This window comes from Pseudomonadota bacterium (genome assembly GCA_039033415.1).
GTDB lineage: Bacteria > Pseudomonadota > Gammaproteobacteria > Xanthomonadales > SZUA-38 > JANQOZ01.
The window spans coordinates 19,660-43,956 of record JBCCCR010000017.1 but is presented as its reverse complement, the minus strand read 5'-3'; the positions used below and the strand labels follow the sequence as shown (position 1 = coordinate 43,956).

Genomic DNA, 24,297 nt, shown 5'->3' with positions numbered 1-24,297 from the left:
TTTTATGAAACAGTTCCCCCGAGCGGCCGCGCCGCTTTCTCTTTTATTGCTGCTAATCGCAGCGTGTTCCTCTGAATCCGACAACCCCAGCGCACCCAGCGCCCAAGCCGAACCCGCGCCGGTAGAAGCAACGCCCGTTGAAGCCGGGCCGGTCAGCGCAGCCATCAAAGCTGCGGCTGAGAAAATCACCGGCGACGCGATTCGGACCGTTGTTGCGGAAATCGGCAGCGATGCCTATGAGGGCAGGGGTCCCGGGAGTGACGGCGACGTCAGAGCTCGCGAATACATTGCTGAGGGACTGGAGGCGATGGGCTATCAGCCTGGCGCCGCGGACGGCAGCTGGGAGCAGGCGTTCGACCTGGTTGGGATCAACGCGGACCAGCCGCCGACTTGGTCATTCAGCTCCGGCGGCGAAAAGCTCGATCTGATCCAGAGCACAGAATTTATTGTCGGGAGCGGCATCCAGGCCCAACGGTCGATCATCACCGAGTCCGACCTGGTGTTTGTCGGGTATGGCATCCAGGCGCCGGAGTATGAGTGGGACGACTACAAGGGCCAGGACCTCACCGGCAAAACGCTGGTGATGCTGAACAATGACCCGGACTGGGATGACAATCTGTTTGCCGGCAACCGGCGCCTCTATTACGGCCGCTGGGACTATAAATATGAAAGCGCCGCGAAGCAGGGTGCTGCCGGCGCGATCATCATCCACACGGATCCGTCAGCAGGCTATCCCTGGCAGGTGGTGCAGACATCCTGGACCGGCGAACAGTTTGAGTTGCCGGCCGGAGATGAGTCCCGGATCCAGGCCGCCGCCTGGCTTACCAGCGATGCCGCCGAGAAGCTGGTGCGCTTTGGTGGCCAGGATCTCAATCAGCTGATCGAAGCGGCCAAAACCCGGGAGTTTGAGCCGGTCGATTTGAATCTGAACACGTCGATTACGCTAAACAATCAAATCAACCGCGTGCAGTCCGCCAACGTACTCGGACTGTTGCCGGGCAGCGACCCGGCCCTGGCGGACGAAGTGGTGGTTTTTACCGCCCACCACGACCATCTGGGTATCGGCTTGCCAAACTTTGCCGGTGACCCGGGCGACCGCATCTACAACGGCGCCCGAGACAACCCAGCGGCACCGGCATGGTGATGGCGATTGCGGACGCGATTGCCCAAAGCAAGCCGCGGCGATCCATATTAATGGCGTTTGTCGGCGCCGAAGAGCAGGGCCTTCTGGGATCCAAGTTTCTGGCCCGCGAACCCACCTTCCACCCCGGTAAGATCGCCGCCAACGTCAATTTCGACAGCGGCAATATCTGGGGCGCCACGCGCGACATCACCTTTATCGGGAAGGGCAAGTCCAGCCTGGATGAGGTGACCGCCATGGTGGCCAAAATGGAGGGCCGGGTCGTGCTGGGAGACCAGTTCCCCGACAAAGGCTTTTTCTACCGCTCTGACCAGTTCAGCCTGGCGAAGATCGGCGTGCCCGCCCTATACCTCAGCGGCGGCACCGACTTTATCGGGCAGCCAGAGGGCTGGGGTGCACGGAAGATGGGTGAATACACCACCCGCAACTATCACCAGCCCAGCGACGAACTCACCGCGGATTGGAATTTCGACGGGATGGTCAACGACGCGCGCTTCGGGTTTTACTGCGGCATGATCGCCGCCAACGCTGACGAGATGCAGCAGTGGAAACCCGGTGACGAGTTTGAGGCCGCGAGAAAAGCGGCGCTGGCGGAGGTTGCAGACCCCGCCGAGGGGGCAGGGCAGCCTTAAGCTAAAACCGGAGCCGGTCAAGACCGGCTCCGGGTGTTTCTCTTGGGTTAGTCCAGCTTCACCGGATCAGCCGGCTTGGCCGGCCACTGCGGCGGATCCGCTTCGATCTTGGCCATCACCTCTGCGATACCCCGATCGAGCTGGGCGTCCGCGCCGGTGGCCGGGTCGTTAGCCACCTCGATGTCTGGCGGCACACCCTCACCCTCAACAATCCAGCCGTTTTCCGCGTCGCCAATCCCGAATTCCGGAACGTTGACGCTGCCGCCATCGATCAGCGGGCCGTGGTTGGTGATACCGACCACACCGCCCCAGGAGCGTTTGCCGATCAGTGGCCCAAGCCCCGCCTTGCGGAAATAGTGCGGGAAGATGTCGCCGTCCGAGGCTGAGTCTTCGCTGATCAGCGCCACCATGTGGCCGTTGAACGCCGGCCCCGGATAGCTTTGCACCGCCGTGCGGTGCGCCTGATAGCCGTAACCCAGCGGCTTGAGCATCAGCCGCCGCAGAATCATCTGCGATACGTTGCCACCGCCATTACCCCGCACGTCGACCACCAGTCCCTGCATACGTCGCTGTGGGTAGTACCACTTGATGAATTCGTAGATGCCGGCTGAGCCCATATCGGGAATGTGCAGGTAGCCGACCTTGCCGTCGGTCTTCTCCGCCACGTAGCGGCGGTTTTTCTCCACCCACTCCAGGTAGATCAGGTTGCTCTCGCCAGAGATCGGATCCACCAGCACACGCCGAGCATCCTTTTCGGTCGGCTTGTCGTTCACCAGCAGCTCAACCGGCTGCGATCCGAGGTCGGTCAGCAGCGAATAGGGGTTGTCGGCGGCGGTTAGCGTTCGGCCATTCACGGCCAGCAGGTAATCGCCTTCGCTGATATTGACGCCCACTTCGTTCAGCGGCGCTCGATACTTCGGCTCGGCGTTGTCGCCGTCATAGATGTGGGTAAACCGATAGTGGTCTCCGTCGAGCTCAAACCGGGCTCCCAGGAGTCCTACCGACGACCGATCACCGGCCTGCAGGTCACCGCCGGACACATAGGCATGCCCTGCGTTCAGCTCCGCGATCATCTCACCCATGAGGGTGTTGAGGTCCTCGCGGGTCGAGACGTCCGCAACCAGCGGTCGATACTGCTCGCGGAGCGCTTCCCAGTCGTAGCCGTGCAGATTGGCGACGTAGAAGTAGTCGCGGAAGCGGCGCCAAACCTCGTCAAAGACCACTGGCCACTCCTCGGCGGGTGCGCGGTGGACAATCAGGTTAGCCGTACTCACCTGGGTCTTCTTGTCACCGTCGCTCACCTCTATCCGCGAGAAGCCATCGCCCGTGCGGAGCAGCAGGTACTTGCCGCTGCTGGGCACGGAAAGCCCGCGGAAACTGGTGGCCAGCTCTTTGCTCTCTCGCTTCTCGAAGTCGAAGCGGAAGAGTTTATTTGGCGTTGGGCCCTGACGGCCGTAAACAAAGGGGCTCCCGGTGAGGTAAATCAGCCCACCGTCAACCGACTGAACGCCGAAGATGTTGGACGCGTCGATCGGCAGACGAATCACGCGTCGCGCGATGCCGTCAAAGTCGATCTCCACCCGCATTTCTTCGTCCTCATCATCTTCCTCTTTGTCTTTGGATTCGTCGTCGTCAGACTTCCCGGTTTCGTCGTTACGCGGACCAAAGGGGTTGGGTGAGTCGGTGTTGAGGGCAAGTGCGTACACGCGGCTCTCGCGATCAACAACGTAGTTCCACTCAAACGAGCCAATCTGCGGGGCATACTCGCGGTCACCGACAAAAAACAGGTGCTCCCCGTCAGCGCCGAAGGCTGGCCCGAACGCCTGGAAGAAACCGTCGGTCACCATCCGGGTGTCACCGCTGTTCGCAGACCACACAAAGACCGCGTTCATACCGCTTTCCATTTCCTGGCTGAACGCCAGGTAGCGAGAATCTGGCGACCAGACGTAGTCATTGACGCCATCCAGCGTGGTGTAAACCACGTCGGTCTCCTGTCCTTCCAAGTCCACTACCCGAACTCGGCCGGTATGGTCTCGGAAAGCGAGCGACTCGCCATCCGGCGCCCAGCTCAAGCCATAGATCCGGGCGGCCCGCGAGGGCGTCAGTGCTCTGGCTTCGCCGCCGTCGTGCGGCACCACGTAAATCTGTTCCTCGCCGCTACGGTCGCTGACGAAGGCCACCAGTGATCCGTCCGGAGACCAGGTGGCCTCGCGATCGTGGGCGTTGCCGCGTTGCGTCAGGTTGCGGGTGATGCCGTGCTCGACCGGCGCGCTGAACACGTCACCGCGGGCAGTAAAAAGGACCCGCTTTCCGTCGCTTGAAAGGTCGTACCCTTCGATTTGCTTGGACGCGTCGATGCGGCGCAACGTGCGACGTACCCGGTCGTCCGGTACGGTGATGTCCAGCAGCTGCTGCCGGCCGGTCGCAGCGTCGAAATGACCGATGGTGCCGGCGGCTTCATAGACAATCTGCTGATCTCCGTCACCGCTGGCCCACTTGATGTCCCAGCCGTCGCTGTCAGTGAGCTTGGCCTGACTAGCGCCGTTGGCGCCAGGACCGTAAAGCTCAAGCTTTCCATTCCGATCGGAGACAAAGTAGATGCCGCTGCTCAGCCAGACCGGATCGCGCTCGGTGCGGATATGGCTGGTGAGCTGGCTCGAGCTGGTCTCGTTTAGGTTGTACACGTAGAGATTCTGTGCCCAGCCGCCCTGATAACGTTTCCACGTCCGGAAGTCGCGAAACAGCGGCGAGTAAACAATCTGGGTGCCGTCTGGCGAGAAATCGCCAGAGCCAGCTCGCGGCATGGGCAACACCTGGGGCAAGCCACCAGCGAGGTCGACGGTGTAAAGGCGTCGGTCGTTAAAATCCTCACGCTGCGATCGAAATAGCACCGCGGACCCATCCGGCTTCCAGCCGTAGACCTGATGCTCGACACCCCAGCGGGCGGGCAGGGGACCGTCGGTGGGATACCATGTCAGCTGCCGCGGCTCGCCGCCGGCTATGTCGATCACATAAACCTGATCATCACCCCGGTATTGTCCCGTAAACGCGACCTGAGTACCGTCTGGTGAAAAGCGAGGAAACAACTCAAGACCGGGATGGGAGGTCAGGCGACGAGCGGGCGTGTCACCACTGATAGGTGCCAGCCACAGGTCGCCAGCGTAGCTGAATACGACCTGCTCAGCGTGAACGTCTGGATAACGCAGCATACGCGTGCCTGCGAGGACCGGCGCAACGGCGCCCAGGGCAAGCAGCAACGCCAGCAGGACGCCCGCCTGGCGCCGCTTTGGGTCAACGGTTGACTTCATGGGTAATCCTTGTTGAAAGTACGGGTGGCGGTGGTCGAGTACAACCACAGCAAGCCCGCAAGAGTGCCTCTCGAAAACGGGCAAAGCAAGTGACCAATGAACTAGGTGAACGGTCTTTGGTCAGATCTCACAATGCAGAAAAAGGACGTCAACGTGGCGGCACCAGCGATACTGAACCAGAAAGCCTGGAAGATCTTGCGCCAGCTAGTGGTGCTCACTTGCCTTTGCGCGGTCGGCGTTGCCTACGCTGATGAGGAATACCGCGAGCTCAACTGGGACGATCTGATCCCGGAGTCAGAGAAGGCCGCCTGGACTACCAGCCGTGAGGAAGCACTCGATGATTTGCTGGAGCAGGCCTCCCCAGCCTCGATGTTCGGCGCCCTCGTACCCGAGTTAGACAAACAGAAGGTCAAGCTGCCGGGTTTTGTGGTGCCGCTCGAATCCGACGAGGTTGGCATGATGTCCGAGTTTTTCCTCGTGCCTTATTTCGGCGCCTGCATCCACGTGCCGCCGCCACCACCCAATCAGCTGGTTTACGTCAAGCTCAAAGAGCCGTTTGAGCTGAAGTCGCTGTGGGATCCGTTCTGGATTGAGGGGACCCTCAGAACAAAAAGCTACGAAAGTTATATGGGATCTGCTGGCTACACGATGGAAGCCGGCGAAATCAGTCCCTACGAATGGCCAGAATAGGGCGCCGCCTGCATTGCGCTGACCGCGGCTAAGAAAACGCGGGCATAAAAAAGCCCGGTTTGGCTTCAACAAACCGGGCTTGGGCACTGCGACGGCAATTAATTCCACTCAACAGCCGCCGCGTGCGCTGTGTCGACATCCCTGCCGATTCCCCCTGCTTCGTCCTGAAGACTTTGCGTTACACACACATCGAGAGCAGGTTTATTGGACCGCGAACGAGGTTTTCGATCAATGCTGTAACAGAGCTTGTGACATTGGTTTGCACATATTTTGAACAGTTGCAGGATCATTAAAAAATCTTTTAAATCAATATTTTATTGATTTTTATTAAAGTATTCTCTTACCAAACGCACTGAGAATCATACCCATGGCTCGTTCGGCGCTCACATTTCCCGAGTCAAGAAAAGGGTTTAGCTCCACCACTTCCATCGACGTCATCCGGTGTGTATCGGCACACATCTCCAGCAAAAGGTGCGCCTCGCGAAAGTTCACGCCGCCCGGAACCAGCGTTCCAGAGCCTGGAATCACGGCCGGATCACAGCCGTCCACGTCGAAACTCACGTGGAATCCGTCGGTGTGTTCCGCCACCACGTTGATAATTTCACTGGCCACCCGAGCCATCCCTTTTTCGTCGATGTCACGCATTGTGTAGGCGTGGATTCCGGATTCGCGGATGATGCGGCGCTCGTCGTCGTCGATATCCCGGATCCCCACCAGCGCGACACAAGACGGGTCAAGCTTGCCGACATAGCCACCGATGGCGCTGAGGTCCGGGTCTCCCTTTCCCAGGAGGTGTGCCAGCGGCATGCCGTGAATGTTGCCGGTAGGCGACGAACCCGGCGTATTCATGTCTCCATGGGCGTCGAACCAGATGAGCCCGAGTGATTTTTTTTGTTCGCGGTAGTGGGCCGCAACACCCGAGACGGTGCCCATCGCGATCGAGTGATCGCCACCCAGCACCAGCGGCTTCTCGCCTTCGTCTAGACACCGCTTCACGCGGGCACAAAGCGTCTCACAGACGCTCAGTATCTCGGACTTGAATCGTGCGGTCGCCGACTCGGCGCCGCGGGTCTCCATGGCAGGAACAGGAATATCTTCCTCAATGGCCACCGTATGCCCGAGTTCGCGCAGCGAGCGACCCAGGCCGGCAACGCGAAGCGCTGAAGGCCCCATATCGGTGCCACGGCGGCTTGCACCCAGATCCATGGGAACGCCAATGATTCGAACCGTATCGCTGATGATGTTGCTCATGGAGGTTGTCCAGGTTGTGGCGGCAAAGGCGCGGATTATCGCAAAACCTCTCTCGTTTCGCTGCTCCGCTGGCGCAGTTATGGCGGTTGGGATGGATCAAAAAAAAAGCCGCCCGAAGGCGGCTTTAGTCTCCCGGATGTGTCGCGGCCTAGCCCGCCATGGACAGACCGTCTTCTTTTTCGATGCCGTACTTCCGCATCTTTTCTACCAGCGTTGTTCTCCGAAGTCCCAGGAGTTTAGCGGCCTTCGCCACAACGCCTCCTGCCTGAGAGAGCGATTGGAGAATCAACGACTGTTCTTGGGTTTTGAGGTAATCCGCCAGATCGACGCCACAACGCGGGAGAACCGGGGCAGTCTCCTCGGGGCTGCGATCGGTGAGCAGCTCGTTCGGCAGGCGATCGCGTGTCGGCGGTGTTTCCTCAGCCTGCTTCTTCACAGGACCGCGGACGTTTTCCGGCAGATCAGCTTCGAAGACGCGCTCGTCCGGATACATCACCGACAGATGATCAACCAGGTTTGACAGCTCGCGGACATTACCCGGCCACGGATACTGATGTAACCGAGCCATCGCCTCGCCGGAGATCAGCGGGGTGGGGCGCCCTTCACGCTGCAGGTTTTCGCAGAAAAACTCGATGAGGTCGCGAAGATCTTCAGCGCGGTCTCGCAGCGCAGGAACCTTGACCGGAAATACGTTCAGGCGGTAATAGAGGTCCTCGCGAAAGTCACCTTCCTGAATCGCGTGGTGCAGGTTCTGGTGGGTCGCTGCCACCACCCGCACGTCGATCGGAATTTCCTGATCGCCACCGACGCGTTCGATGCTCCGCTCCTGGAGTGCCCGTAGAAGCTTGGCCTGCATCGCTAGCGGCATGTCACCGATCTCATCGAGAAATAGCGTACCGCCCTGGGCTCGCTCAAAGCGGCCGGGTCGTCGCTTGGTGGCGCCCGTAAATGCGCCTTTCTCATGTCCAAACAGCTCACTTTCGAGTAGTTCGGACGGGATAGCGGCGCAGTTGACGGCGACAAAAGGCTTGTTGGATCTTGCTGAGAGCTGATGGATCCGACGTGCAACCACCTCTTTGCCGGTACCCGTCTCGCCGGTGATCAGCACCGTGACGTTGAACTTGGCCACGCGCTCAACGGCTGCCCACAGCTCGCGCATGGAGCGGCTGCGGCCAAGGGCCAGAGATCGGGGCTCTTCTTCGTTCGGCTTGAGGAGACGGCGAAGCTGCTTGGGGTCGGTGAGCTTCTCCGATTCTTCGTCAATGTGAACAATCCGGGCTTCCGGATAGCGCGTCGCCAGATCCGCTTTTTTTGAAGACCATTCGGGATTGCGGGTGTCGCATCCCAGCAGAATGAGTTTAGGAGACGACTTTTCCGTCGACTCTCGACCATCAACGATCACCGTCGCGTATCCTAACGCGTCCGCTGATCTCGCAAATGCCTCCGCACGTTCTGCGTGGTCGTCGCAGATATATAGGCTGTCCTGAGCCAGATTCATAGCACCTCCCGGTAGGTGTCAGTATTTCAGACGTTCATTCGTTTGCTCTCGATGCGTCTGAAGCACTTTTCTTACTTCGGTCCCCCTATGGACTGGCGGGAGTAACTCCCGCGGAGTTAACATAGCAAATAACTTCAGGAGAAATGGCTTGTAAGTCGTTGCCGATACAAGCTGTAACAACTGTATCCTGACCGATAACAATTCAATTTCGGGAAATTGTACCGCTCGAATGGAAACGCCGCTCAATCACATTCTGATGGTCGACGACGACCCGCAGATTCTGAAACTGGCGAAATTGGGCATCAGCATGGCCTGCCCGGACCTCAGAATCGACACAGCCGGCAGCGGCGCCGGGGCGCTTGACCGTGTGACCGAGGATAAACCGGATCTGGTGGTCTTGGATATGAATATGCCGGAGATGGACGGTCGAGAGACGTTTACGCGGCTCCGCCAACTCAGCTCGCCCGCCTGCGATGTACCGGTGGTGTTTCTGACGGGTCGCCGGGAACCTTGTGACCAGCTGCCCGGGTGTTTAGGCGTAATCGATAAACCGTTTAGTCCCCGAGGCATAGGGGACCAATTGTTAGCCCTGTGGGAAGCGAAGGATCAGGAAGGGACCTGACGCAGCAGGTCAACGAGCGCGTCGCCCATCTCCTGCACCGCCTCAGCCACAGTGTGATCCAGCGCAGCATCCGGTGGCTCGATGTCGTCGAACGCAAGATCGAGCTCTCGCGCGGCGTTCGATACCTCCAAGAAGCCATGCGATCCAGCGGAAGCCGCTAGCTGATGCGCCAGCCGGTTGAGCTCATTAAGCTCATGCTGTGGACGCTCCGAACCGCTTAAGCCGCTGAGGGCATTTTCCAAGGCGTTTATTTTCTTCGGAAGAGAGTCGAGGTACTCGCGCCGAATACGGACGAGTTCTGACTCATATTGTAGAGTTGAGGCCGCCATTACAAACCCTCGCAAACAAGCTGTAACTATATTTTCCTGGACCTTCCCGCGTGACTTCATGTCTTTGCCGGAAGTTCCCCCAACGTCATTTCACAACAAAACGGAGAAAAAAGCTGCAGCTCAAATGTAAACTGGCGTTACAAACACGCTCAGCCCTTTGTTCTAAACACTTTGCGAGCTTTTCCTGAAGATCGCAAGCATCTGCACACAACTGTTTACATCCCTTTTCAACCACCGGTCTTCGGACGTAAAGGTGCCTTTTAGGTGGGGGCAGAGCCCTGGGAGAGCGGTTCCAGCCGGTAGCCATACTGATAGATGCTGTGCAGCAACCATCCGTTGTCGACGTTGATGCCAAGCTTTGAGCGCACGCGGGAGATATGGGTATCGACGGTACGCGTGTTGAGCTCAGCGTCGATGCCCCAGACCTCGCGGAGCAGCGTTTCGCGAGACAACACCTGAGACGGATGCTGGAACAGGTAGCTTGCCAGATTGAATTCGCGCTGGGTGACGGCTATGGGTTCGCCGTTGACCATGATGCTGCGCTGCTCCAGATCGATCCGATAGGGTTCAGCGTCGATGATGCCTTTGGTGGTGTTGGGGCTGGTGCGACGCAGTACGTTACGAATCCGCGCGAGCGTCACCTCGGCGTTTAGCGGCTTAACGATATAGTCGTCCGCGCCGCCATCCAGCGCCCGCACAATGTCGGTTTCCGCGTCCCGCAGCGTGAGAAAAACGACCGGCACCCGCCAATCCATCTGATTGCGAATCCAGTCGAGAACCTCCAGCCCCGTGGTGTCCGGCAGTTCCCAGTCGAGCAGGAATAAATCAAAATGGGCTTTCTTGAGGGCGGACTTCAGAGCCTGGCCGGTGGTGAAGCTGGAGACTTTGGCGTCCATACGGGACAACCACAAGCTGATAAGGGCAACTTGGTCGTTATCGTCTTCTAGCAAGGCGATTTGCATGAAAAAACTCCCGAACTCCCCCGCAAGCATTGTCCCAATTCAGCCACACAATGTAAACACGTGTAACAATTGGCTCTGTAGCGAGGTTTGTCACAGACTCAATAAAAGATGCGAATACTGAAATAGCTACGGCTCAAACATCATGCGAGATCTCACCCAAAAGCCCGCCACTGACTCCGTATTACCGGCATCGGAAGTAGAAAACGATCAAACTGAGCTGCTGCTCGATGAAGATCGTTTCGAAGGCGATCCCGCGCTCCAGGCAGCGATTAAGAACAATGCTCCAGACCACCAGGCCGAGCTGGAATCGATTGGCACCCGGTTTGCCAGCGCCCGAGCGCAACAATTAGCCGTCGATGCAAATAGTTTTCCGCCCCAACTCTCAACGCTTGATCGCCGGGGCCAGCCTGAGACGAAGCTCGCGTTCCACCCGGCTTGGCATGAACTGATGGCGATGAACATCGAAGCGGGCGCCATATCCCGATCCTGGCACGCTGAGGGGCACGGCAGCTATACGGCGCGGGCCGCACAGATGTACCTGACCGCACAAACTGAGGCGGGCCACCAGTGTCCGATCTCCATGTCTCACGGCGCCATTCCGGTTCTACGTCGGCATCAGGACAACGTTCCCGAGATCGGGGAGATCTGGCTGCCGCGGATGTTGAGCCAGCAATACGACCCTAGCGATGCGCCCGCAGACGCCAAACAGGGGCTTTTGCTAGGGATGGGTATGACCGAAAAACAGGGCGGTTCCGACATCCGTTCAAACCGCACAGCCGCGGAGCCCATCGGGCAGGGCGGCGCGGGTCAGCGTTATCTGCTCAATGGGCACAAGTGGTTTTTTTCGGCCCCACAGTGCGACGGTTTTTTGGTTACCGCTGTCGCGGACCACGGCGCAGGCTGCTTTCTCGTGCCGCGTCTAAAGTCTGACGGCTCCCCCAATGGAATTCATCCACGTCGGCTCAAAGACAAGCTTGGCAATCGCTCGAATGCCAGTTCGGAGGTGGATATTGTCAAAGCCGAGGGCTGGCTGCTCGGCGACGAAGGTCGCGGCGTAGCTGAAATCATCGAGATGGCCACCCACACTCGCATGGACTGTGTGCTAGCAACCGCCGGCATTCAGCGTCGCGCCCTCTGTATCGCGATGAATCACTCAAATGATCGAAAAGTGTTTGGTAAACAGCTGATAAAACAGCCTTTAATGACCAACGTCCTTGCCAGTCTAGCGTTGGAATCCCACGCAACCACCGCGCTTGCCCTATGGCTCGCCACCCTGTTTGAACCCTCCGCCAGCCCCGAAGATCGCTCCCTGGGGCGCCTCTTGGTCGCTGCGACCAAGTACCACGTGTGCAAGGGCGGCGCCGGCTTTGTGGCAGAGACTATGGAGGTGCTGGGCGGCAACGGATACGTCGAAGACTGGGAGCTTGCACGCCTTTACCGGGAGATGCCCCTACTGTCGATCTGGGAAGGTTCCGGCAACATCATGTGCCTCGACGTGATTCGATCAATTGCAGCCGAACCGACAGCGCTAGCGGAGCTTTCCCGGCAGCTCGACAGTGGCCGGGGCGGCATCGCCGCTTTTGATCAGGCGGCCGATCTCGCAGTAGCCGGACTGGAAACACCGGATCCGTCGCAGGCCAGACGCATGACCCATCAGTTGATTGTCACGCTGCAGGCCTTAATGCTACTGCGCAGCGACCAGTCCGAGATAGCGGAGGCCTGGTGCCAATTCCGGCTCGGTCGTGCAAGCGTGGGGCTGCCGAGTTACGGGACCCTGCCGGCGGGCGTTGACCCAGAGCAGATCCTCGCAGCAGTCGTGCCAGCCTACCACTGACCGGAGTTGGGCATTGAGGCCCAGGGCTCCTGTGCTGGCAACGCCTCTCCCCGCTGCAGCAGCTCAATCGAGATCCCGTCTGGGGACCGAACGAATGCCATGTGGCCGTCCCGCGGGGGACGGTTGATCGTAACGCCAGCATCCGATAGCTGCTGGCACAGCGCGTAGATATCGTCGACCCGATAGGCGAGATGGCCAAAGTTTCGCCCGCCCTGGTAGTCCTCGGGGTCCCAGTTGTACGTTAGCTCCACCAGCGGCGCCTTGCTCTCACTGGCGGCCGCCACGTCGTCCGGAGCGGCAAGAAAAACCAGCGTAAACCGACCGCCTTCGTTGTCGAATCGATTCACTTCGACCAGCCCCAGCGCGTTGCAGTAGAACGCAAGCGATTTTTCCAGATCGCTGACGCGCACCATCGTGTGCAGATAATTCATAGCGAGCTTTTTCCTGAGTGTTCCATGCTGCGTTTCTAACAGCTTTCCCGCGCCAAGGGGAGTGTTTTCTGCGGGGGCGTTTGACGCGCGCTAGCGATAGCCTTTCCCGCGCTTGAGCGTGGCATTTATCAGAAAATAGAAATAAAGTCGGCCAGACAATCATGCTTCTTTGGCTTTTGGAGATAATTGCTTGGACACCGAGGGCGTGCGTCTATTTGTCTTGGCCGCTGAACGGCTGAATATCAGCGCGGCGGGGCGCCAGCTGGGGCTGGCGCCGGCGGTCGCCAGCGCTCGTTTGGCCAAGCTCGAGAAGCAGCTCGGTGCCGACCTGCTGCACCGTTCGACGCGAAAAATCTCACTTTCCCGGGAGGGCGCCGAGTTTTTGCCGTTTGCGCGGGAGCTGCTCGCCCAGGAGGATGCGGCCTTTGCGGCGCTGGGGCAGGGCACCCCGGAGGTCACGGGGACGCTGCGGTTTGCCGCGTCGAGCTCGTTTGCCCAGCTATACGTTGCGCCGCTCCTGCCCGAGTTTCTCGATCGCTTCCCGAAAATCAACCTGGAGCTGCGGCTGTCAGACCTGCCGCAAGATCTGATCGAAGGGGGATTTGACCTGGCGCTTCGCAATTACCCAATTGAGGAAAGCAGCCTGCGGGCCCGGAAGCTGGCCGACGACCTTCGACTGCTCTGTGCCGCCCCTCAGTACCTCGCAAAGTTCGGGACACCGGTAACCCCCGATGATCTTGCCCAGCACCAGCTACTGACGTTCGGCGACGCCAGCCCGAGAAGACTCGCCTCGTCCACCGACGGCCCGGACGGGATTTTCCCGCCCACAGTGTCAGCGCGACGAGTGGTCTGTGACGACGGCACCAGCATGCGGATCGCCACGCTTGCGGGAGCGGGAATCTCCATGAACTCCTACTGGAGTGTCGGCCAGGATATTGCTGACGGATCGCTGGTGCGCGTGCTTCCCGATTACGAAATCGCCGACAGCTCGGCCATCTGGCTGGTGTATCCCAAGTCCAACGTGCTCACGGCCAAGGTGAGAGCACTCATCGATTTCCTGCTAGAAAAAATTGGCAATCCACCGGTATGGCTGCGGAAGCCCTGAGGGATCGAACGCCTTTACCAACGTTTCCCGAATACTGAATATCCGGACGGTGGGTGTTCTGTCAGAAGGGTAGCCCCTAAGCTCACCTGATTGGTATTTCAATCGGAGAGCCCACCCATGCAGGCCATGATTCTCAATGAGTACGGCGACCAAGCCGAGTTCCAGTCCACCGAGCTGCCGACGCCCGAGGCGGCGCCGGGCCAGGTGTTAGTTCGGATTGCCGCAAGCAGCGTCAATACCGTAGACACGATGATTCGGTCTGCCGGCGAAGCCCTGCCGCTCTCGCCGAAGCTTCCAGCATTGCTGGGCATGGACTTCGCCGGTGTCGTTGAGGCAGTCGGCGACGGGGTTGATCGGTTTGCACCGGGTGATGAGGTTTACGGATGCGCCGGAGGTCTGACCGACCTCCCCGGCGCCCTTGCTGAGTACATCGCCGCTGATGCCCAGCTGCTGGCTCTCAAACCGCAATCGTTGAGCATGCGCGAAGCGGCTGCGCTGCCGCTGGTGGGCATCACCGCCTATGAGGGGCTGGTCCGCGCAGCGACGGGCAAGGGGCAAAAGGTGCTCGTTCACGGCGGGACCGGCGGCGTTGGGCATGTTGCGGTGCAGCTGGCGAAGCATATGGGGGCTGACGTTTACACCACCGTGTCGAGCGACGCGCAGGCCGCTGTCGTCGAGGGTTATGGCGCCACCGCCATCAACTATAAAAGCCAGTCGGTTGAAGACTACGTCCAGACGCATACGGGCGGCGCGGGTTTTGACGTGGTGTACGACTCGGTGGGCGGCATGAACATGCTGAACTCCTTTTCCGCAGCGGCCTTGAACGCCCACGTAGTCTCCACGGTATCGCTGGTCGAAATCGATCTGACCGAGGCTCACTTTAAGGGCCTGTCGCTGCACGTTGTCTTTATGCTGATTCCGATGCTGCACAACGTTGGCCGTGCCGAGCATGGATCCATTCTGGAGAAGCTGGCTGCCATCGCTGACGCCGGAGAGCTCAAGCCGCTGTTAGACGGGCCGCAGTTTCGCCTGGCTCAGGCGGGTGAAGCTTATGGCCGTTTGGCAAGCGGTCAGGCCGTCGGGAAGGTGGTGATCGAATCGTAAAACTACGAGCAGACAGCGATCAGCATACCGGGTCAGGCCCGCACGTGGCCTGCCCGGACGACAATCGGCCACACCACCTCGCAGGTTGCTGAACCTGGCCAGGCACGCTCCAAACGCGCAAAAAAGTCGTCGAACCGGTCACGGCAACCGCGTGCAACGGCGTTCTTATACGCTGACCAAGTGGTGATATAGCCAGTGAACTCATCGCAGGTCATGGCTTGGCTCTCCTGGAACGATGGAAAGTCGATGGCGGCAAAGGGGAAGTCGAGGTCAGCATAGCCCGACTCCACCTGCGCGCGTTCCGGGGGCCAGAACTCGTGGACGCGCTGCCAGTATCCCTGCTGGAAGATCGTGTTCACCCAGTGATTGATGTAGGGCACACCGTAGGTGACCAGCGCAATCGCTGCCCGCGGTGACGCGATACGACGCGATTCTTCATAAAAGGCAGGCAGGTCAAACCAATGCGCCGCCTGAGCCGCAACTACCAGATCCACCGATCCGTCGGCAACCCCGGTGTGCTCGGCGGGGCTCTGCCTAAACGTCAGATTGGATAGGTGCTGCGCCTTCAGTCGGGCCTGCGCCAGCTGGTCCTCGCTAGGGTCAATGCCCAGCACCTGATCAAACAGCGGAGACAGCAGTTGGGTCAGCTGCCCGCTGCCGCAGCCGACGTCTAACGCCAGCCGCCGATTCTGAAGACATCCTGCCAGGGCGTCCGCCAGCGCTGGCGGGTATGACGGGCGGTAGCTGGCATAACGTTTACCCCCAGACTCAAAAGGGTTCTCGCGCTGCGTTTCTGATGGGTTGGGGTTTGAGCTGGAAATATCGGTCTCCATGGCGAGTTCCGGCGGGACCTTAGCGCGCAAAATGGGGCCGAGCCAGGGCCACGAGTCTAGTGGGAACTTATTTTTTCGGGTTGCAAGATTAAATATAGTCCGCTATATATCTGGTTATATGAGAAAGCATGACATCCTTCGTGATCTCGGGCCGCTGGCGCTGGCGAGTCGTCTCAAACGTTTAGCCGATACGCTATTGGCGGACGCAGCCAAGATCCACTCAGCCAGCGGGGAGCCCCTTCAGCCCGGCCAGTTTCCGCTGGTTGCGGCCCTGGATCGCTATGGGCCCATGAGTGTCAATGACGCCGCTGAGGTGCTCGGCATCAGCCAACCCGCCACCACCCGCGCCGTCGCTGAAGCGACCAAAAGCGGCCTGGTGGCCTCCGCTCCCGGAGAGCATGACAAACGATTCCGCCAGCTCTCGCTCACCGAGCTGGGGCGGGGCAGCGTTTCGCGGATGAAACAGTCGATGTGGCTGCGCGTGGACGCCGCCGCGCGGAGTCTGACCACCGGATTGTCCGGAGACTTTCTAAACAGCGTGGCGGAGATCGAACGGCGCCTTGACGAGAATTCGATGCTCGATCGGGTGCAAGCCAACACGCTGACCATCGAGCCATACGCTGACCACCACGCGCGGGATTTTCACGACATCAACGTGGAGTGGATCAAAGACATGTTTACGATCGAACCCCATGACCAGAATGTCTTGATGAACCCCAGGGAGAACATTATCGATCAAGGCGGGGCGATCTATTTTGTGCGCAGCGACGAGGACGGAATCGTCGGAACGTGTGCACTGGAGCAAGCCGACGAGGGATTTGTGGAAGTGACCAAAATGGGCGTTCGCTCAGCGGCGAGAGGTAAGGGTGCCGGTGAGTTTTTGCTGCGTTTCGTGCTGGAGCGTGTACGCGAGATGGGCTGGCAAGACAGACTGTTTCTCGTCAGCAACAAAAAAAATAGCGCCGCGGTCAAACTTTACGAAAAGCTCGGCTTTGAACACGACGCCCACATCATGCAGCAATTTGGATCGCGCTATGAGCGCTGTAACGTCGCGATGAGGTATCGCGGACACCAGTCGAAATAAGAACAACGTAACAAAAGGCCTCAATCTGCGTCGCTCACCTCATGGAACGACGGCAGTGCCGTTTTAACCGAGGCCAACCACCCCGGCTTCAAAGGAGTCTCTGAATGGAAAAGCTCAAGCTCAAAGACTGCGTTAATCAGGTTTGCCCCTGGTCTGGCGATCCCGTCTCAGCGGATTCGCTGACACTACTCCACGGCGACGTGGTGGGCTTTTGCAATCCCGGCTGTCGCGACAAGTTCGAGAAAGCCATCAAACACTTCGAGCAGTGCCGCGAAGAGTCGTGATGTCGCCGATCGGAACAAGACCGCACGCGGCCGTCTTGGCGGGCCTCTGGCTGACGATTGCCATCCTCCTCAGCGGTGAATCCGTCGCGTCGGAGCTGGCGACGGTCAAGCAGATACCCAGCCTCATGGAATCCTTCCGGGTGGACGGCCTGGCCGTGTCGGCAGTGTCCAGGGACCACATCCTCGTCGCCAGAGGCTTCGGCGAAATGTCCAATGGTGACCCATACACGTCTAGTTCTTCCTGCGGCCTTTACTCCGCCACCAAAGTGCTGGCTTCGCTCACTTATGCCAACCTTGCCAGGGCAGGGCGTCTCGATCTGGATGCCCCGCTGGACGACCTGCTGGAAGATGCCCCTGCCGACTGGAGCGACATACCGTTCTATAGACTGTTGAACCATACCTCTGGCATCACGATGGTGGTTAACAAGCCAGCCTTTGGGGATCTCCTTTCTGACCCGAACGCCAGCAATGAAACGATCTATCGGCTGGTCAAAGGTGCGCCGCTGGACTATCAGCCGGGCGAGTTTTCTCGTTACCGACAATCGGGTTATGCGGTGGGCGAATGGATTTTGAGCCAGCGGCTAGGGGAGGGATTTGATGTCCTCATTAAACGCTACGTGACCGATCCAGCTGGCATGACAAAGACCACCCACCCTGCACTGTCTGATGAATCCCAGCCAAGGCTGATCCTCAGCGCAGGCGGCTATCAAACCACCGCCGACGATATGGCCCGCTTATTCTTGGGAATCAACAGCGCGACCGTTATCGGTGCAGGCTATTGGAAGATGTTGCTGCTCGATGAGCGCCACGCATTTGGCAACTACAGCCTGGGGAATATCATCGATCGCCGAAACGGTGTGCTGACATTGGGTCATCGTGGCGGCGGCGCTCGCGCGAATATCCGCTATGCGCCCGATCAGAAGATTGGGGTGATGGTGTGCACCGACGATACGCAGAATAACGAGCTGACGATTACGCTCGCCCGCATGCTCATTGAGGAGATTTATACGGGTAAAACGCCCAAAACACCGCTTCTGGTGGCGCTGGCCGATTATGAGACGGCTACCGGCGCTGAGGTGGTGGCCAACTATCGTTATGCAGCAAGGCAAGGAGAACGCTTCGACCTGTCGGAAAGCGAAGTGCTCCTGAACACGATTGGCTATGCGCTCACAGAGCGCGACGACATGAGCGATGCGATTGCGGTGTTTTCACTGAACGTGGAGCTGTTTCCGAGCTCGCCAAACACTCACGATAGCCTGGGCGAGGCGCTGCTGGCCTCGGGAGACGTCGCTGGAGCATTGGCGCAATACCGTAAAGTCCTGGAGCTCGACCCGGGCAACGTTCATGCCACCGCCATGATTGAGAAGATCCAAGCCACGCCTGCAGGAGCAGAGGGCGCTCACTAAGTCATGTTTTCTGGGTTTTTCTCGGGTCCCGCTCTAACCGGCAGTTACGCTATTTAACATAATATACATTATGCGCATAGATCTGTACATTGGAGGGTAACAGAGTGATAGACCTGTTAAGGCCTCAGCGCGTGAATCACCCGTGCGTCGACCCAAAAGATATTGGCAGTGCTGTTCTCGGGGTTTTCACGATCAAGCTTTACCCGATGGAAAAAGAAGAACCGCCCATCAGACGTGACGCTTCCAAAGGCGTCTTCATCCGACGAGTTGACGTCACCGCCAAGATTGATGGCATCACCCCAGGAGCCGTCAGGTTCACGAAAGCTCACGTAAAGATCCGAACCGCCGTAGCCAACAGCGCGTTCGCTGTCCCAGATCAGGTAGCTCTCATCGGGCGCAATAAATGGGTGCGCCGTGAACCTACCGCTGTTGATGTGCGATCCAAAAACTTCCGGTCTTTGCCGCTGGCCGTTCACAATCCGCGAGAACCTGATGGTGCCCACGTCGTCAGCCTCATCAAACACGTAGGTTTGGGACGCCGACGACGTCAGCCGCATGATGGAATATGGCTCAAACATCGGCCCCAGGCTTTTGGGTGCAGACCAGCCGTTGGCCGTTTGCTGTCGAACCCGATTGCCCAGGAACATTGTCTGACCGTCACGCGAAACAAAGACAGCCTCATCATGTGTTTGCTCCACGGGATCCTGCCAACGGCCTTCCTTGAGACGAATCGACCAGTGTTTGGACGGTTCGCCCAGCACCTGCCTGACGAAGAAAAATTCCGTCATGTCCGGATGCAACGCGCCCATCACCTCCAGGTGGTCCGTCCCAACATGGCCCGGGGCAAACTGAACGGGTATCAACCCAGGGGGTTTTTGGCCCAGGACCGTCTTTGGGCGGTCCGCCGCTTCAGCAAAGTCTGGTAACCCCCAAGCGGCAGCTATCGCTGCACCCAGCAGCGATGCCACGATAACGCCGCGACGAATCATAGGGTGTCCTTTGGAAAAGTCAGCTTGATCATTTCTCGCTGGCCGGTCTTCATCGTTCAAGCTGCGCTTCGGCGCCGAGCTCAACCAGACGCTCGATCAAGGCATCCTTTCCGTGCCAGGGTTCCGTTTGCGTGGCAACCGAAAGCACGCCCACACCACTCCCATCCGGCAGATTGATATCACCCCCTAACGCGACAAAACGTTCAAGCCGATTCAACCATCCGGGCAGCTGCGCCTCGGTGTAAAGATTGGACGAACGCACCAGCGAATGGAGCACGTCTGCCTGATTGGGTGCCTGGTCGAGGCGGGCACCGCGATCATAAAGCACCTGCGGCACACCCGGCATACCGGCGCGAATGGCTTCGAGTAACGAATCCCCCGTGGCTTCCGCGCCATTGTCCAGCAACAGCAGCGCAACCTCAGGTGTACCCGCATATTCCGGCCTGACGTGCCTGGCCGCAGCACCCATCTCAATCAGCTGGCGCAGGACGGCCAGCCGATTCTCGCCGAGCTGGGCATGCCATTCGAGCAGCGGGACACCGTCGCTGTCGGCAACATTCGGGTTCGCGCCGAAGGCGATCAGCACCTTAACCTCAGACGCCGAGTCCGCGTCGAACAGGAGCGTCCGCCCTCCTCCCGTATACGCCTCAACCAGCTCCTGCCGCGCAAAAAGGATGTCCTGCAGGCGGCCCGTATCGTCGTCCATTAGCGCACGCTGAGCTTCAGCAAAGCTTGGGCTGCCCTGCTCGACCATTCGATTCAGTGATTCAGGGTCGGCGTCAGCGGGCGGGAGATTCGTCAGCGGTTCCCGGGCGATTGAACGGGGGTCGGTCAATCGCCGGTAGGCGTCATAGTCGAAACTTCGTGTGCAAAACGCCATCGCCTCGGCGCCCTTCTTCCCAGATCTCGAGATAAAGAGCGAAAAGGGTTGAGCATGCTTGTTCGTCCAGTAGGCGTCCGAGGAAGTGACCGGGCACAGCGCAACCAGTTCGGTGAACACGGGGGCGCTTCGCGACCCGCTGCCGGCCGGCGGGAAGTCCAGCACCACCACGAAGCGGTCACCAGCGCCGCTGATGTCCCGCAGCTTCCAGCCGGTTTCCTCAAGCGCCGTGTCCGCGCCAAAGTGTTGTCGCAGCAGGTTGATGGTGGCCTCTGAATTGTCACCGAAACCCGTTCCGCAACCTCCAACCACCGCTAAGACGCCGAACAGTGCGAGCTGCGAGCAGCGCTGAAAAGCATTCATTCCGTCGGTTCCTCGTTAGCGCGGTACCCTCGATATCATACCGCCATGCCGTGCAAAGCCTTTCGTCGCCGGTCAAGAAGAAAAACTCGGGCTCGATAATCAGCGAGTGACAAAACCTCTTCTCGCACGTCGTTACATCAAAAGAGCATGGAATTAGCAGTAAGGCTCGAGATATTTCGACTCAAAATCTCAAATACGGGTTACATGGAGAGATCCACCAAAGTGCTAGCAACGAAGCAGAAAGTCAGCCAGGCCGCCCTAACGTTCACTCTAGGCCTCCTCGTGAGCTGCAGCGGCGAAGAAAATCTCGAGCAGTTTCGAGAATGGCAGAGCGTTACCTCAAAGGAGGCAAAGCAGCACCTTACCGGAATTTGGCGCAATAACGTGCTGGGTCACGTTGCCGTATTCGCCAATGATGAGGTAACGCTTTTCCACCAGCTTGATCAGTATTGCATCGCAGATACCGGCGTGATCCCGCCATTCTCGATCTACCGGCACGCCGCTGCAGCTGACAAAACACAGTTTTCTTACTACGACTACCGCAATCATCCGGCGCTGCTACAGAACCACCTCGAATACGTTCGCTTAGCCGATCTCCCCGAGCCCTGCCAGCGTTTGTCGGAGGTAGAAAGCGCAGAGTTGCTAGACGTTTTCGATACCGCCTGGTTGCTGTTCGACCGGTACTACGGCTTCTTTGACGAGCGCGGAGTCGACTGGGCGGCCGCCCGAGCACGCTACCGTCCGCGGGCGGCCCAGCTTAAGACCGACAGCGAGCTTTTTGATCTTCTTGTTGAGATGCTCGGCGAGCTCAATGATAGCCACGTCAATCTGACGTGGCGCGATAAACACTTTAACGCCGGCCGCCCGCGACTCAGGACACGGCTACGGCAGATCTGGGAGCGCGGCGACCAGCAGCTCTCGGAGGGTGCGTTTGTGGGGAATTGGGCCAGCTCGGTCCAGCGGTCCATTGTCGAGCTGATTGACCCTGGCACCTATGCCAGCGGCGCCAACGGTGCCCTTGAATGGGGCATCATCGGAAAAGACATGGGCTACGTTCGCATCAATCGGTTCTCGAGCTTTACGGTAGACCCAGAGTCTCGTCAAAACCAGCTCGCGACGTTCCGCGGCGCGCTCACGCGGGCAGGCGACAGTCTGCAGAGCACTCGCCGGATGATTGTCGATGTGTCCCACAACGGCGGCGGCAATGATGCGGCGGCTATGACCGCAGTCGCCGCCTTCATGAACGATCCCCGCGACGTGATGGAATACAGCGCGCCCGGATCGAAACCCCGGATCATACGACTCTCTCCGGCCAGTGTGTTTGACCAGCAGAAGATTGTTCTTGTGACAAGCGAAATCACCGCGAGCGCGGCGGAAGCATTTGTGTTGATGATGAGAGCTCTACCCAAGGTCGAGCACGTTGGCAGCTCAACCCGCGGCGCCCTGTCTGGACTGCTACCCAAACCTTTGCCGCGAGGTTTTCGCGTGACAATCTCCTACCAGACCGTAAAGGATGCTGAAGGACAGCTCTACGAGGGCATCGGCGTTCCGCCGCAGCGCTCCGTTGAGCTTTTCTCTGATCAGGATCTGTTTGGCAGCTATCGGGACGCAATCGCCAAACTTGCCGCGGACCAGTCAGAGTGACGGAGCGCTAATTTCCGCAAAATCATTTTCACGCAAAGTCCGCAGACAAAGTCTGGGTAACGCTGACCGACTCCCTCACTCTACTCGCGTGATTTGCGATGTCGACGCAACGCCATAATCTCTCGGTCGCGCCACGCCTGACGCTCTGGCACTTCATCCACCGGGCAATGGTCACCCAGCGAGTCGTGGATCTTAGCCACCAGCGTTTCGTCCCACGGATAGTCCATTCGAGCGTCTGCCGCCAGCTCGCGCATCATGGGGCCCAGGTTGTCCATGTAGCCTTGAAAGCCCTGGGTTGCGTTGAGGTGCCCTACCCCAAAAGGCCCGAGAAACGCCCACCGCATGGCGAGGCCGTCGGTGAGCACGTGGTCCAGGTCTTCGGGGGTGCAATACCCCTCCCCCACCAGGTGGAGCGCTTCGGTGAGCAGCGTAAACTGGAGTCGATTGAGCACAAAGCCGGGAATCTCTCGCTGAACTGTAATGGGCCGCTGGCCCAGGGTGGTCATGAGCTCGCGGCACCGATCAAGAATCTCAGGATCGGTCCACGGTGTCGGACAAAGCTCGACCAGCGGAATCAGGTACGGCGGATTGACCGGGTGAACAATTAGACAGCGCCCCGGTTCGCGCAACGTCTCCATGAACCGGGATCCGGGAATCGCTGAGGTGGAGCTCGCCAGGATTGCGTCCCATGGCGCAAGCTCACCGAGCTCGCGAAACAGCGCCCGCTTGGCCGTCAGGTTTTCCGAGATGCTTTCCTGAACGTAGCTGGCGTTGGCCACCGCCTCGGCGAGGGACGGCTCAACGTGAATCCGCGTCAGAACCGCCTCGGCGTCTGACAGGAGGCCTGCTTCCTCGAGGTCCCGAAGGCTGCGTTGAATCGCCGGCATGGATCGGACCGATAGCCCTTCCTCGTCAGCATCGTAGAGCGACACCTGGAAGCCCGCGCGGGCAAACACAATGGCCCAGGCGCGCCCGACATTGCCGCCACCAACGCACGCAAAACGGGTGGAGGCGGAGTCAGTCATGGCCTTGTCGTCAGCCTCAAGAGTGAAGGATCAGCCTGCCGCAAGGTTTTCGAGTACGTCAGAAACCTGCGCAGACTGGGTCAGCATGGCGAGTCGCGGACCGTCCAGCTCAATAAACGGCCACTGCTGATCTCTCGCGGGCTGCCACATGGCGGCACTCGACTGCCGGTACTTCTGGCCGACGCAGTGGATGTAGGCGCATGGGAACGACTCCCAGCCTCCGTTGCTGAACGACACCGGCTCGGTCCACTGGCGCGAGGGATGGTTGGTCAGTCGCGACGCGACGCTTTGAGCCAGCTGCGGGTGAGTCTTGGGATCCAGCAGCATTTCGATGGGATATTCTTTGTCGAAGGCCATTTGATAACCGTCGACAAAACGCGACTGGCGGTCGACCCACCATTCCGGCCAGTTGCCCGCCTCGTCCCGCATGACCCAGGCCGGACGCTCTCGAGTCGGCACAAACGCGTCGTAGAAAACGATTCGGGCGATACGATCACCCATGGCGTCTGCCACGCCAGTCACGGTAAGGCCGGCAAACGAATGGCCGACGAGAACCACGTTCTCGAGCTCCTCAAAACGCAGAACGTTGGCGACGTCCTGCACATGCGTTTCGAGACCGATATCGGGGCTCATCAGATGGCTTCGCTCGCCAACCCCGGTGCATGTGACCGCATAGGCTCGATGGCCACGGCGCCGCAGCTCGCGTGCTGTCGGCTGCCAGACCCAGCCGCCGTGCCACGTCCCCGGCACCAGAACAAAGGTGTAGGACTTACCCGTCGCATGGACCGCCGGCAGGCCCGCGCCGGCCAGCGCTGCACTACCGACCGCCAGGGCCTGGCGCCGGCCGGGGTTTGAGGGGGAATGCGTGGTCACGTCGACGTG

22 protein-coding genes are annotated in these 24,297 nt (G+C 59.3%); 11 read left to right on the top strand and 11 right to left on the bottom strand.

Annotation, left to right across the window (positions count from 1 at the left end; all coding sequences use genetic code 11):
- The first annotated feature begins 4 nt into the window (after positions 1 to 4).
- Positions 5 to 1,144 (top strand): hypothetical protein, encoded by a 1,140-nt coding sequence (locus AAF358_15000; GenBank protein ID MEM7706865.1) that lies wholly within the window; start codon positions 5 to 7, stop codon positions 1,142 to 1,144.
- Positions 1,144 to 1,773: a M28 family peptidase gene (locus tag AAF358_14995; GenBank protein MEM7706864.1), complete on the top strand. Its 630-nt coding sequence runs from the start codon at positions 1,144 to 1,146 to the stop codon at positions 1,771 to 1,773. The genes AAF358_15000 and AAF358_14995 overlap by 1 nt, the downstream gene beginning before the upstream one ends.
- Positions 1,774 to 1,820: 47 nt before the next feature.
- Here AAF358_14995 and AAF358_14990 read toward each other — a convergent pair whose 3' ends face one another.
- Positions 1,821 to 5,081 carry a S41 family peptidase gene (locus AAF358_14990; GenBank protein ID MEM7706863.1) on the bottom strand — a complete coding sequence of 1,087 codons (3,261 nt, stop codon included), beginning with the start codon at positions 5,079 to 5,081 and terminating at the stop codon, positions 1,821 to 1,823.
- Positions 5,082 to 5,213: 132 nt separating this feature from the next.
- Between AAF358_14990 and AAF358_14985 the strand changes: the two genes are divergently transcribed.
- Positions 5,214 to 5,771, top strand: a complete 558-nt coding sequence (locus AAF358_14985) for a DUF3299 domain-containing protein (protein MEM7706862.1) — start codon at positions 5,214 to 5,216, stop codon at positions 5,769 to 5,771.
- 327 nt (positions 5,772 to 6,098) lie between these two features.
- Here AAF358_14985 and rocF read toward each other — a convergent pair whose 3' ends face one another.
- Both rocF and AAF358_14975 read right to left on the bottom strand, forming a co-directional pair.
- Complete coding sequence (gene rocF, locus AAF358_14980) at positions 6,099 to 7,022, bottom strand: arginase (GenBank protein ID MEM7706861.1); 924 nt, start codon at positions 7,020 to 7,022, stop codon at positions 6,099 to 6,101.
- 148 nt (positions 7,023 to 7,170) lie between these two features.
- Positions 7,171 to 8,520, bottom strand: coding sequence for a sigma-54 dependent transcriptional regulator (locus AAF358_14975; protein MEM7706860.1), 1,350 nt, complete (start codon positions 8,518 to 8,520; stop codon positions 7,171 to 7,173).
- Between the two features lie 229 nt (positions 8,521 to 8,749).
- Between AAF358_14975 and AAF358_14970 the strand changes: the two genes are divergently transcribed.
- Positions 8,750 to 9,142: a response regulator gene (locus AAF358_14970; GenBank protein ID MEM7706859.1), complete on the top strand. Its 393-nt coding sequence runs from the start codon at positions 8,750 to 8,752 to the stop codon at positions 9,140 to 9,142.
- Here AAF358_14970 and AAF358_14965 read toward each other — a convergent pair.
- Both AAF358_14965 and AAF358_14960 read right to left on the bottom strand, forming a co-directional pair.
- Positions 9,127 to 9,471, bottom strand: coding sequence for an Hpt domain-containing protein (locus AAF358_14965; protein MEM7706858.1), 345 nt, complete (start codon positions 9,469 to 9,471; stop codon positions 9,127 to 9,129). The genes AAF358_14970 and AAF358_14965 overlap by 16 nt on opposite strands.
- Positions 9,472 to 9,731: 260 nt before the next feature.
- Positions 9,732 to 10,433 carry a response regulator transcription factor gene (locus AAF358_14960; protein MEM7706857.1) on the bottom strand — a complete coding sequence of 234 codons (702 nt, stop codon included), beginning with the start codon at positions 10,431 to 10,433 and terminating at the stop codon, positions 9,732 to 9,734.
- A 142-nt stretch (positions 10,434 to 10,575) separates the two neighbouring features.
- On the opposite strand from AAF358_14960, the gene AAF358_14955 reads away from it, so the two are divergent.
- Positions 10,576 to 12,267 carry an acyl-CoA dehydrogenase family protein gene (locus tag AAF358_14955; protein ID MEM7706856.1) on the top strand — a complete coding sequence of 564 codons (1,692 nt, stop codon included), beginning with the start codon at positions 10,576 to 10,578 and terminating at the stop codon, positions 12,265 to 12,267.
- Here AAF358_14955 and AAF358_14950 read toward each other — a convergent pair.
- Complete coding sequence (locus AAF358_14950) at positions 12,258 to 12,698, bottom strand: VOC family protein (protein ID MEM7706855.1); 441 nt, start codon at positions 12,696 to 12,698, stop codon at positions 12,258 to 12,260. The genes AAF358_14955 and AAF358_14950 overlap by 10 nt on opposite strands.
- Before the next feature lie 190 nt (positions 12,699 to 12,888).
- Here AAF358_14950 and AAF358_14945 point away from each other — a divergent pair, with 190 nt between their 5' ends.
- Positions 12,889 to 13,803, top strand: coding sequence for a LysR family transcriptional regulator (locus AAF358_14945; protein MEM7706854.1), 915 nt, complete (start codon positions 12,889 to 12,891; stop codon positions 13,801 to 13,803).
- Between the two features lie 117 nt (positions 13,804 to 13,920).
- Complete coding sequence (locus tag AAF358_14940; protein MEM7706853.1) at positions 13,921 to 14,907, top strand: zinc-dependent alcohol dehydrogenase family protein; 987 nt, start codon at positions 13,921 to 13,923, stop codon at positions 14,905 to 14,907.
- Positions 14,908 to 14,939: 32 nt separating this feature from the next.
- On the opposite strand, the gene AAF358_14935 is transcribed toward AAF358_14940, so the two are convergent.
- On the bottom strand, positions 14,940 to 15,740 hold the full coding sequence (locus tag AAF358_14935) for a class I SAM-dependent methyltransferase (protein ID MEM7706852.1): 801 nt from the start codon (positions 15,738 to 15,740) through the stop codon (positions 14,940 to 14,942).
- Between the two features lie 118 nt (positions 15,741 to 15,858).
- Between AAF358_14935 and AAF358_14930 the strand changes: the two genes are divergently transcribed.
- The 3 genes from AAF358_14930 (at position 15,859) to AAF358_14920 (ending at position 18,514) form a co-directional block, all read left to right on the top strand.
- Positions 15,859 to 16,824 (top strand): GNAT family N-acetyltransferase, encoded by a 966-nt coding sequence (locus AAF358_14930; protein ID MEM7706851.1) that lies wholly within the window; start codon positions 15,859 to 15,861, stop codon positions 16,822 to 16,824.
- 104 nt (positions 16,825 to 16,928) lie between these two features.
- Positions 16,929 to 17,108, top strand: coding sequence for a glutathione S-transferase (locus tag AAF358_14925; GenBank protein MEM7706850.1), 180 nt, complete (start codon positions 16,929 to 16,931; stop codon positions 17,106 to 17,108).
- A complete protein-coding gene (locus AAF358_14920; GenBank protein MEM7706849.1) occupies positions 17,108 to 18,514 on the top strand; it encodes a serine hydrolase in 1,407 nt (468 codons plus the stop codon). Before AAF358_14925 ends, AAF358_14920 begins: the two co-directional genes overlap by 1 nt.
- 116 nt (positions 18,515 to 18,630) lie before the next feature.
- On the opposite strand, the gene AAF358_14915 is transcribed toward AAF358_14920, so the two are convergent.
- Together AAF358_14915 and AAF358_14910 are read right to left on the bottom strand one after the other, a co-directional pair.
- Entirely contained in the window at positions 18,631 to 19,503 is an 873-nt protein-coding gene (locus tag AAF358_14915) for a hypothetical protein (protein MEM7706848.1), read from the bottom strand.
- 49 nt (positions 19,504 to 19,552) lie between these two features.
- Positions 19,553 to 20,746, bottom strand: coding sequence for a hypothetical protein (locus tag AAF358_14910; GenBank protein ID MEM7706847.1), 1,194 nt, complete (start codon positions 20,744 to 20,746; stop codon positions 19,553 to 19,555).
- Positions 20,747 to 20,968: 222 nt separating this feature from the next.
- Between AAF358_14910 and AAF358_14905 the strand changes: the two genes are divergently transcribed.
- The gene (locus tag AAF358_14905) at positions 20,969 to 22,390 is read left to right on the top strand and encodes a S41 family peptidase (protein ID MEM7706846.1); all 1,422 of its coding nucleotides are present in this window, start codon (positions 20,969 to 20,971) and stop codon (positions 22,388 to 22,390) included.
- 80 nt (positions 22,391 to 22,470) lie between these two features.
- On the opposite strand, the gene AAF358_14900 is transcribed toward AAF358_14905, so the two are convergent.
- Both AAF358_14900 and AAF358_14895 read right to left on the bottom strand, forming a co-directional pair.
- The gene (locus tag AAF358_14900) at positions 22,471 to 23,415 is read right to left on the bottom strand and encodes a 3-hydroxyacyl-CoA dehydrogenase (protein ID MEM7706845.1); all 945 of its coding nucleotides are present in this window, start codon (positions 23,413 to 23,415) and stop codon (positions 22,471 to 22,473) included.
- Between the two features lie 30 nt (positions 23,416 to 23,445).
- A complete protein-coding gene (locus AAF358_14895) occupies positions 23,446 to 24,288 on the bottom strand; it encodes an alpha/beta hydrolase (GenBank protein MEM7706844.1) in 843 nt (280 codons plus the stop codon).
- Positions 24,289 to 24,297 lie beyond the last annotated feature (9 nt).

What these genes read in the sequence shown, in the direction of transcription:
- AAF358_14925 (MEM7706850.1), top strand. Translation starts at nt 16,929, where the DNA reads ATGGAAAAGCTCAAGCTCAAAGACTGCGTTAATCAGGTTTGCCCCTGG.
- rocF (MEM7706861.1), bottom strand. Translation starts at nt 7,022, where the DNA reads ATGAGCAACATCATCAGCGATACGGTTCGAATCATTGGCGTTCCCATG.
- AAF358_15000 (MEM7706865.1), top strand. Translation starts at nt 5, where the DNA reads ATGAAACAGTTCCCCCGAGCGGCCGCGCCGCTTTCTCTTTTATTGCTG.
- AAF358_14965 (MEM7706858.1), bottom strand. Translation starts at nt 9,471, where the DNA reads ATGGCGGCCTCAACTCTACAATATGAGTCAGAACTCGTCCGTATTCGG.
- AAF358_14975 (MEM7706860.1), bottom strand. Translation starts at nt 8,520, where the DNA reads ATGAATCTGGCTCAGGACAGCCTATATATCTGCGACGACCACGCAGAA.
- AAF358_14950 (MEM7706855.1), bottom strand. Translation starts at nt 12,698, where the DNA reads ATGAATTATCTGCACACGATGGTGCGCGTCAGCGATCTGGAAAAATCG.
- AAF358_14900 (MEM7706845.1), bottom strand. Translation starts at nt 23,415, where the DNA reads ATGACTGACTCCGCCTCCACCCGTTTTGCGTGCGTTGGTGGCGGCAAT.
- AAF358_14915 (MEM7706848.1), bottom strand. Translation starts at nt 19,503, where the DNA reads ATGATTCGTCGCGGCGTTATCGTGGCATCGCTGCTGGGTGCAGCGATA.
- AAF358_14955 (MEM7706856.1), top strand. Translation starts at nt 10,576, where the DNA reads ATGCGAGATCTCACCCAAAAGCCCGCCACTGACTCCGTATTACCGGCA.
- AAF358_14935 (MEM7706852.1), bottom strand. Translation starts at nt 15,740, where the DNA reads ATGGAGACCGATATTTCCAGCTCAAACCCCAACCCATCAGAAACGCAG.
- AAF358_14920 (MEM7706849.1), top strand. Translation starts at nt 17,108, where the DNA reads ATGTCGCCGATCGGAACAAGACCGCACGCGGCCGTCTTGGCGGGCCTC.
- AAF358_14990 (MEM7706863.1), bottom strand. Translation starts at nt 5,081, where the DNA reads ATGAAGTCAACCGTTGACCCAAAGCGGCGCCAGGCGGGCGTCCTGCTG.
- AAF358_14970 (MEM7706859.1), top strand. Translation starts at nt 8,750, where the DNA reads ATGGAAACGCCGCTCAATCACATTCTGATGGTCGACGACGACCCGCAG.
- AAF358_14995 (MEM7706864.1), top strand. Translation starts at nt 1,144, where the DNA reads ATGGCGATTGCGGACGCGATTGCCCAAAGCAAGCCGCGGCGATCCATA.
- AAF358_14910 (MEM7706847.1), bottom strand. Translation starts at nt 20,746, where the DNA reads ATGAATGCTTTTCAGCGCTGCTCGCAGCTCGCACTGTTCGGCGTCTTA.
- AAF358_14930 (MEM7706851.1), top strand. Translation starts at nt 15,859, where the DNA reads ATGAGAAAGCATGACATCCTTCGTGATCTCGGGCCGCTGGCGCTGGCG.
- AAF358_14985 (MEM7706862.1), top strand. Translation starts at nt 5,214, where the DNA reads ATGCAGAAAAAGGACGTCAACGTGGCGGCACCAGCGATACTGAACCAG.
- AAF358_14940 (MEM7706853.1), top strand. Translation starts at nt 13,921, where the DNA reads ATGCAGGCCATGATTCTCAATGAGTACGGCGACCAAGCCGAGTTCCAG.
- AAF358_14960 (MEM7706857.1), bottom strand. Translation starts at nt 10,433, where the DNA reads ATGCAAATCGCCTTGCTAGAAGACGATAACGACCAAGTTGCCCTTATC.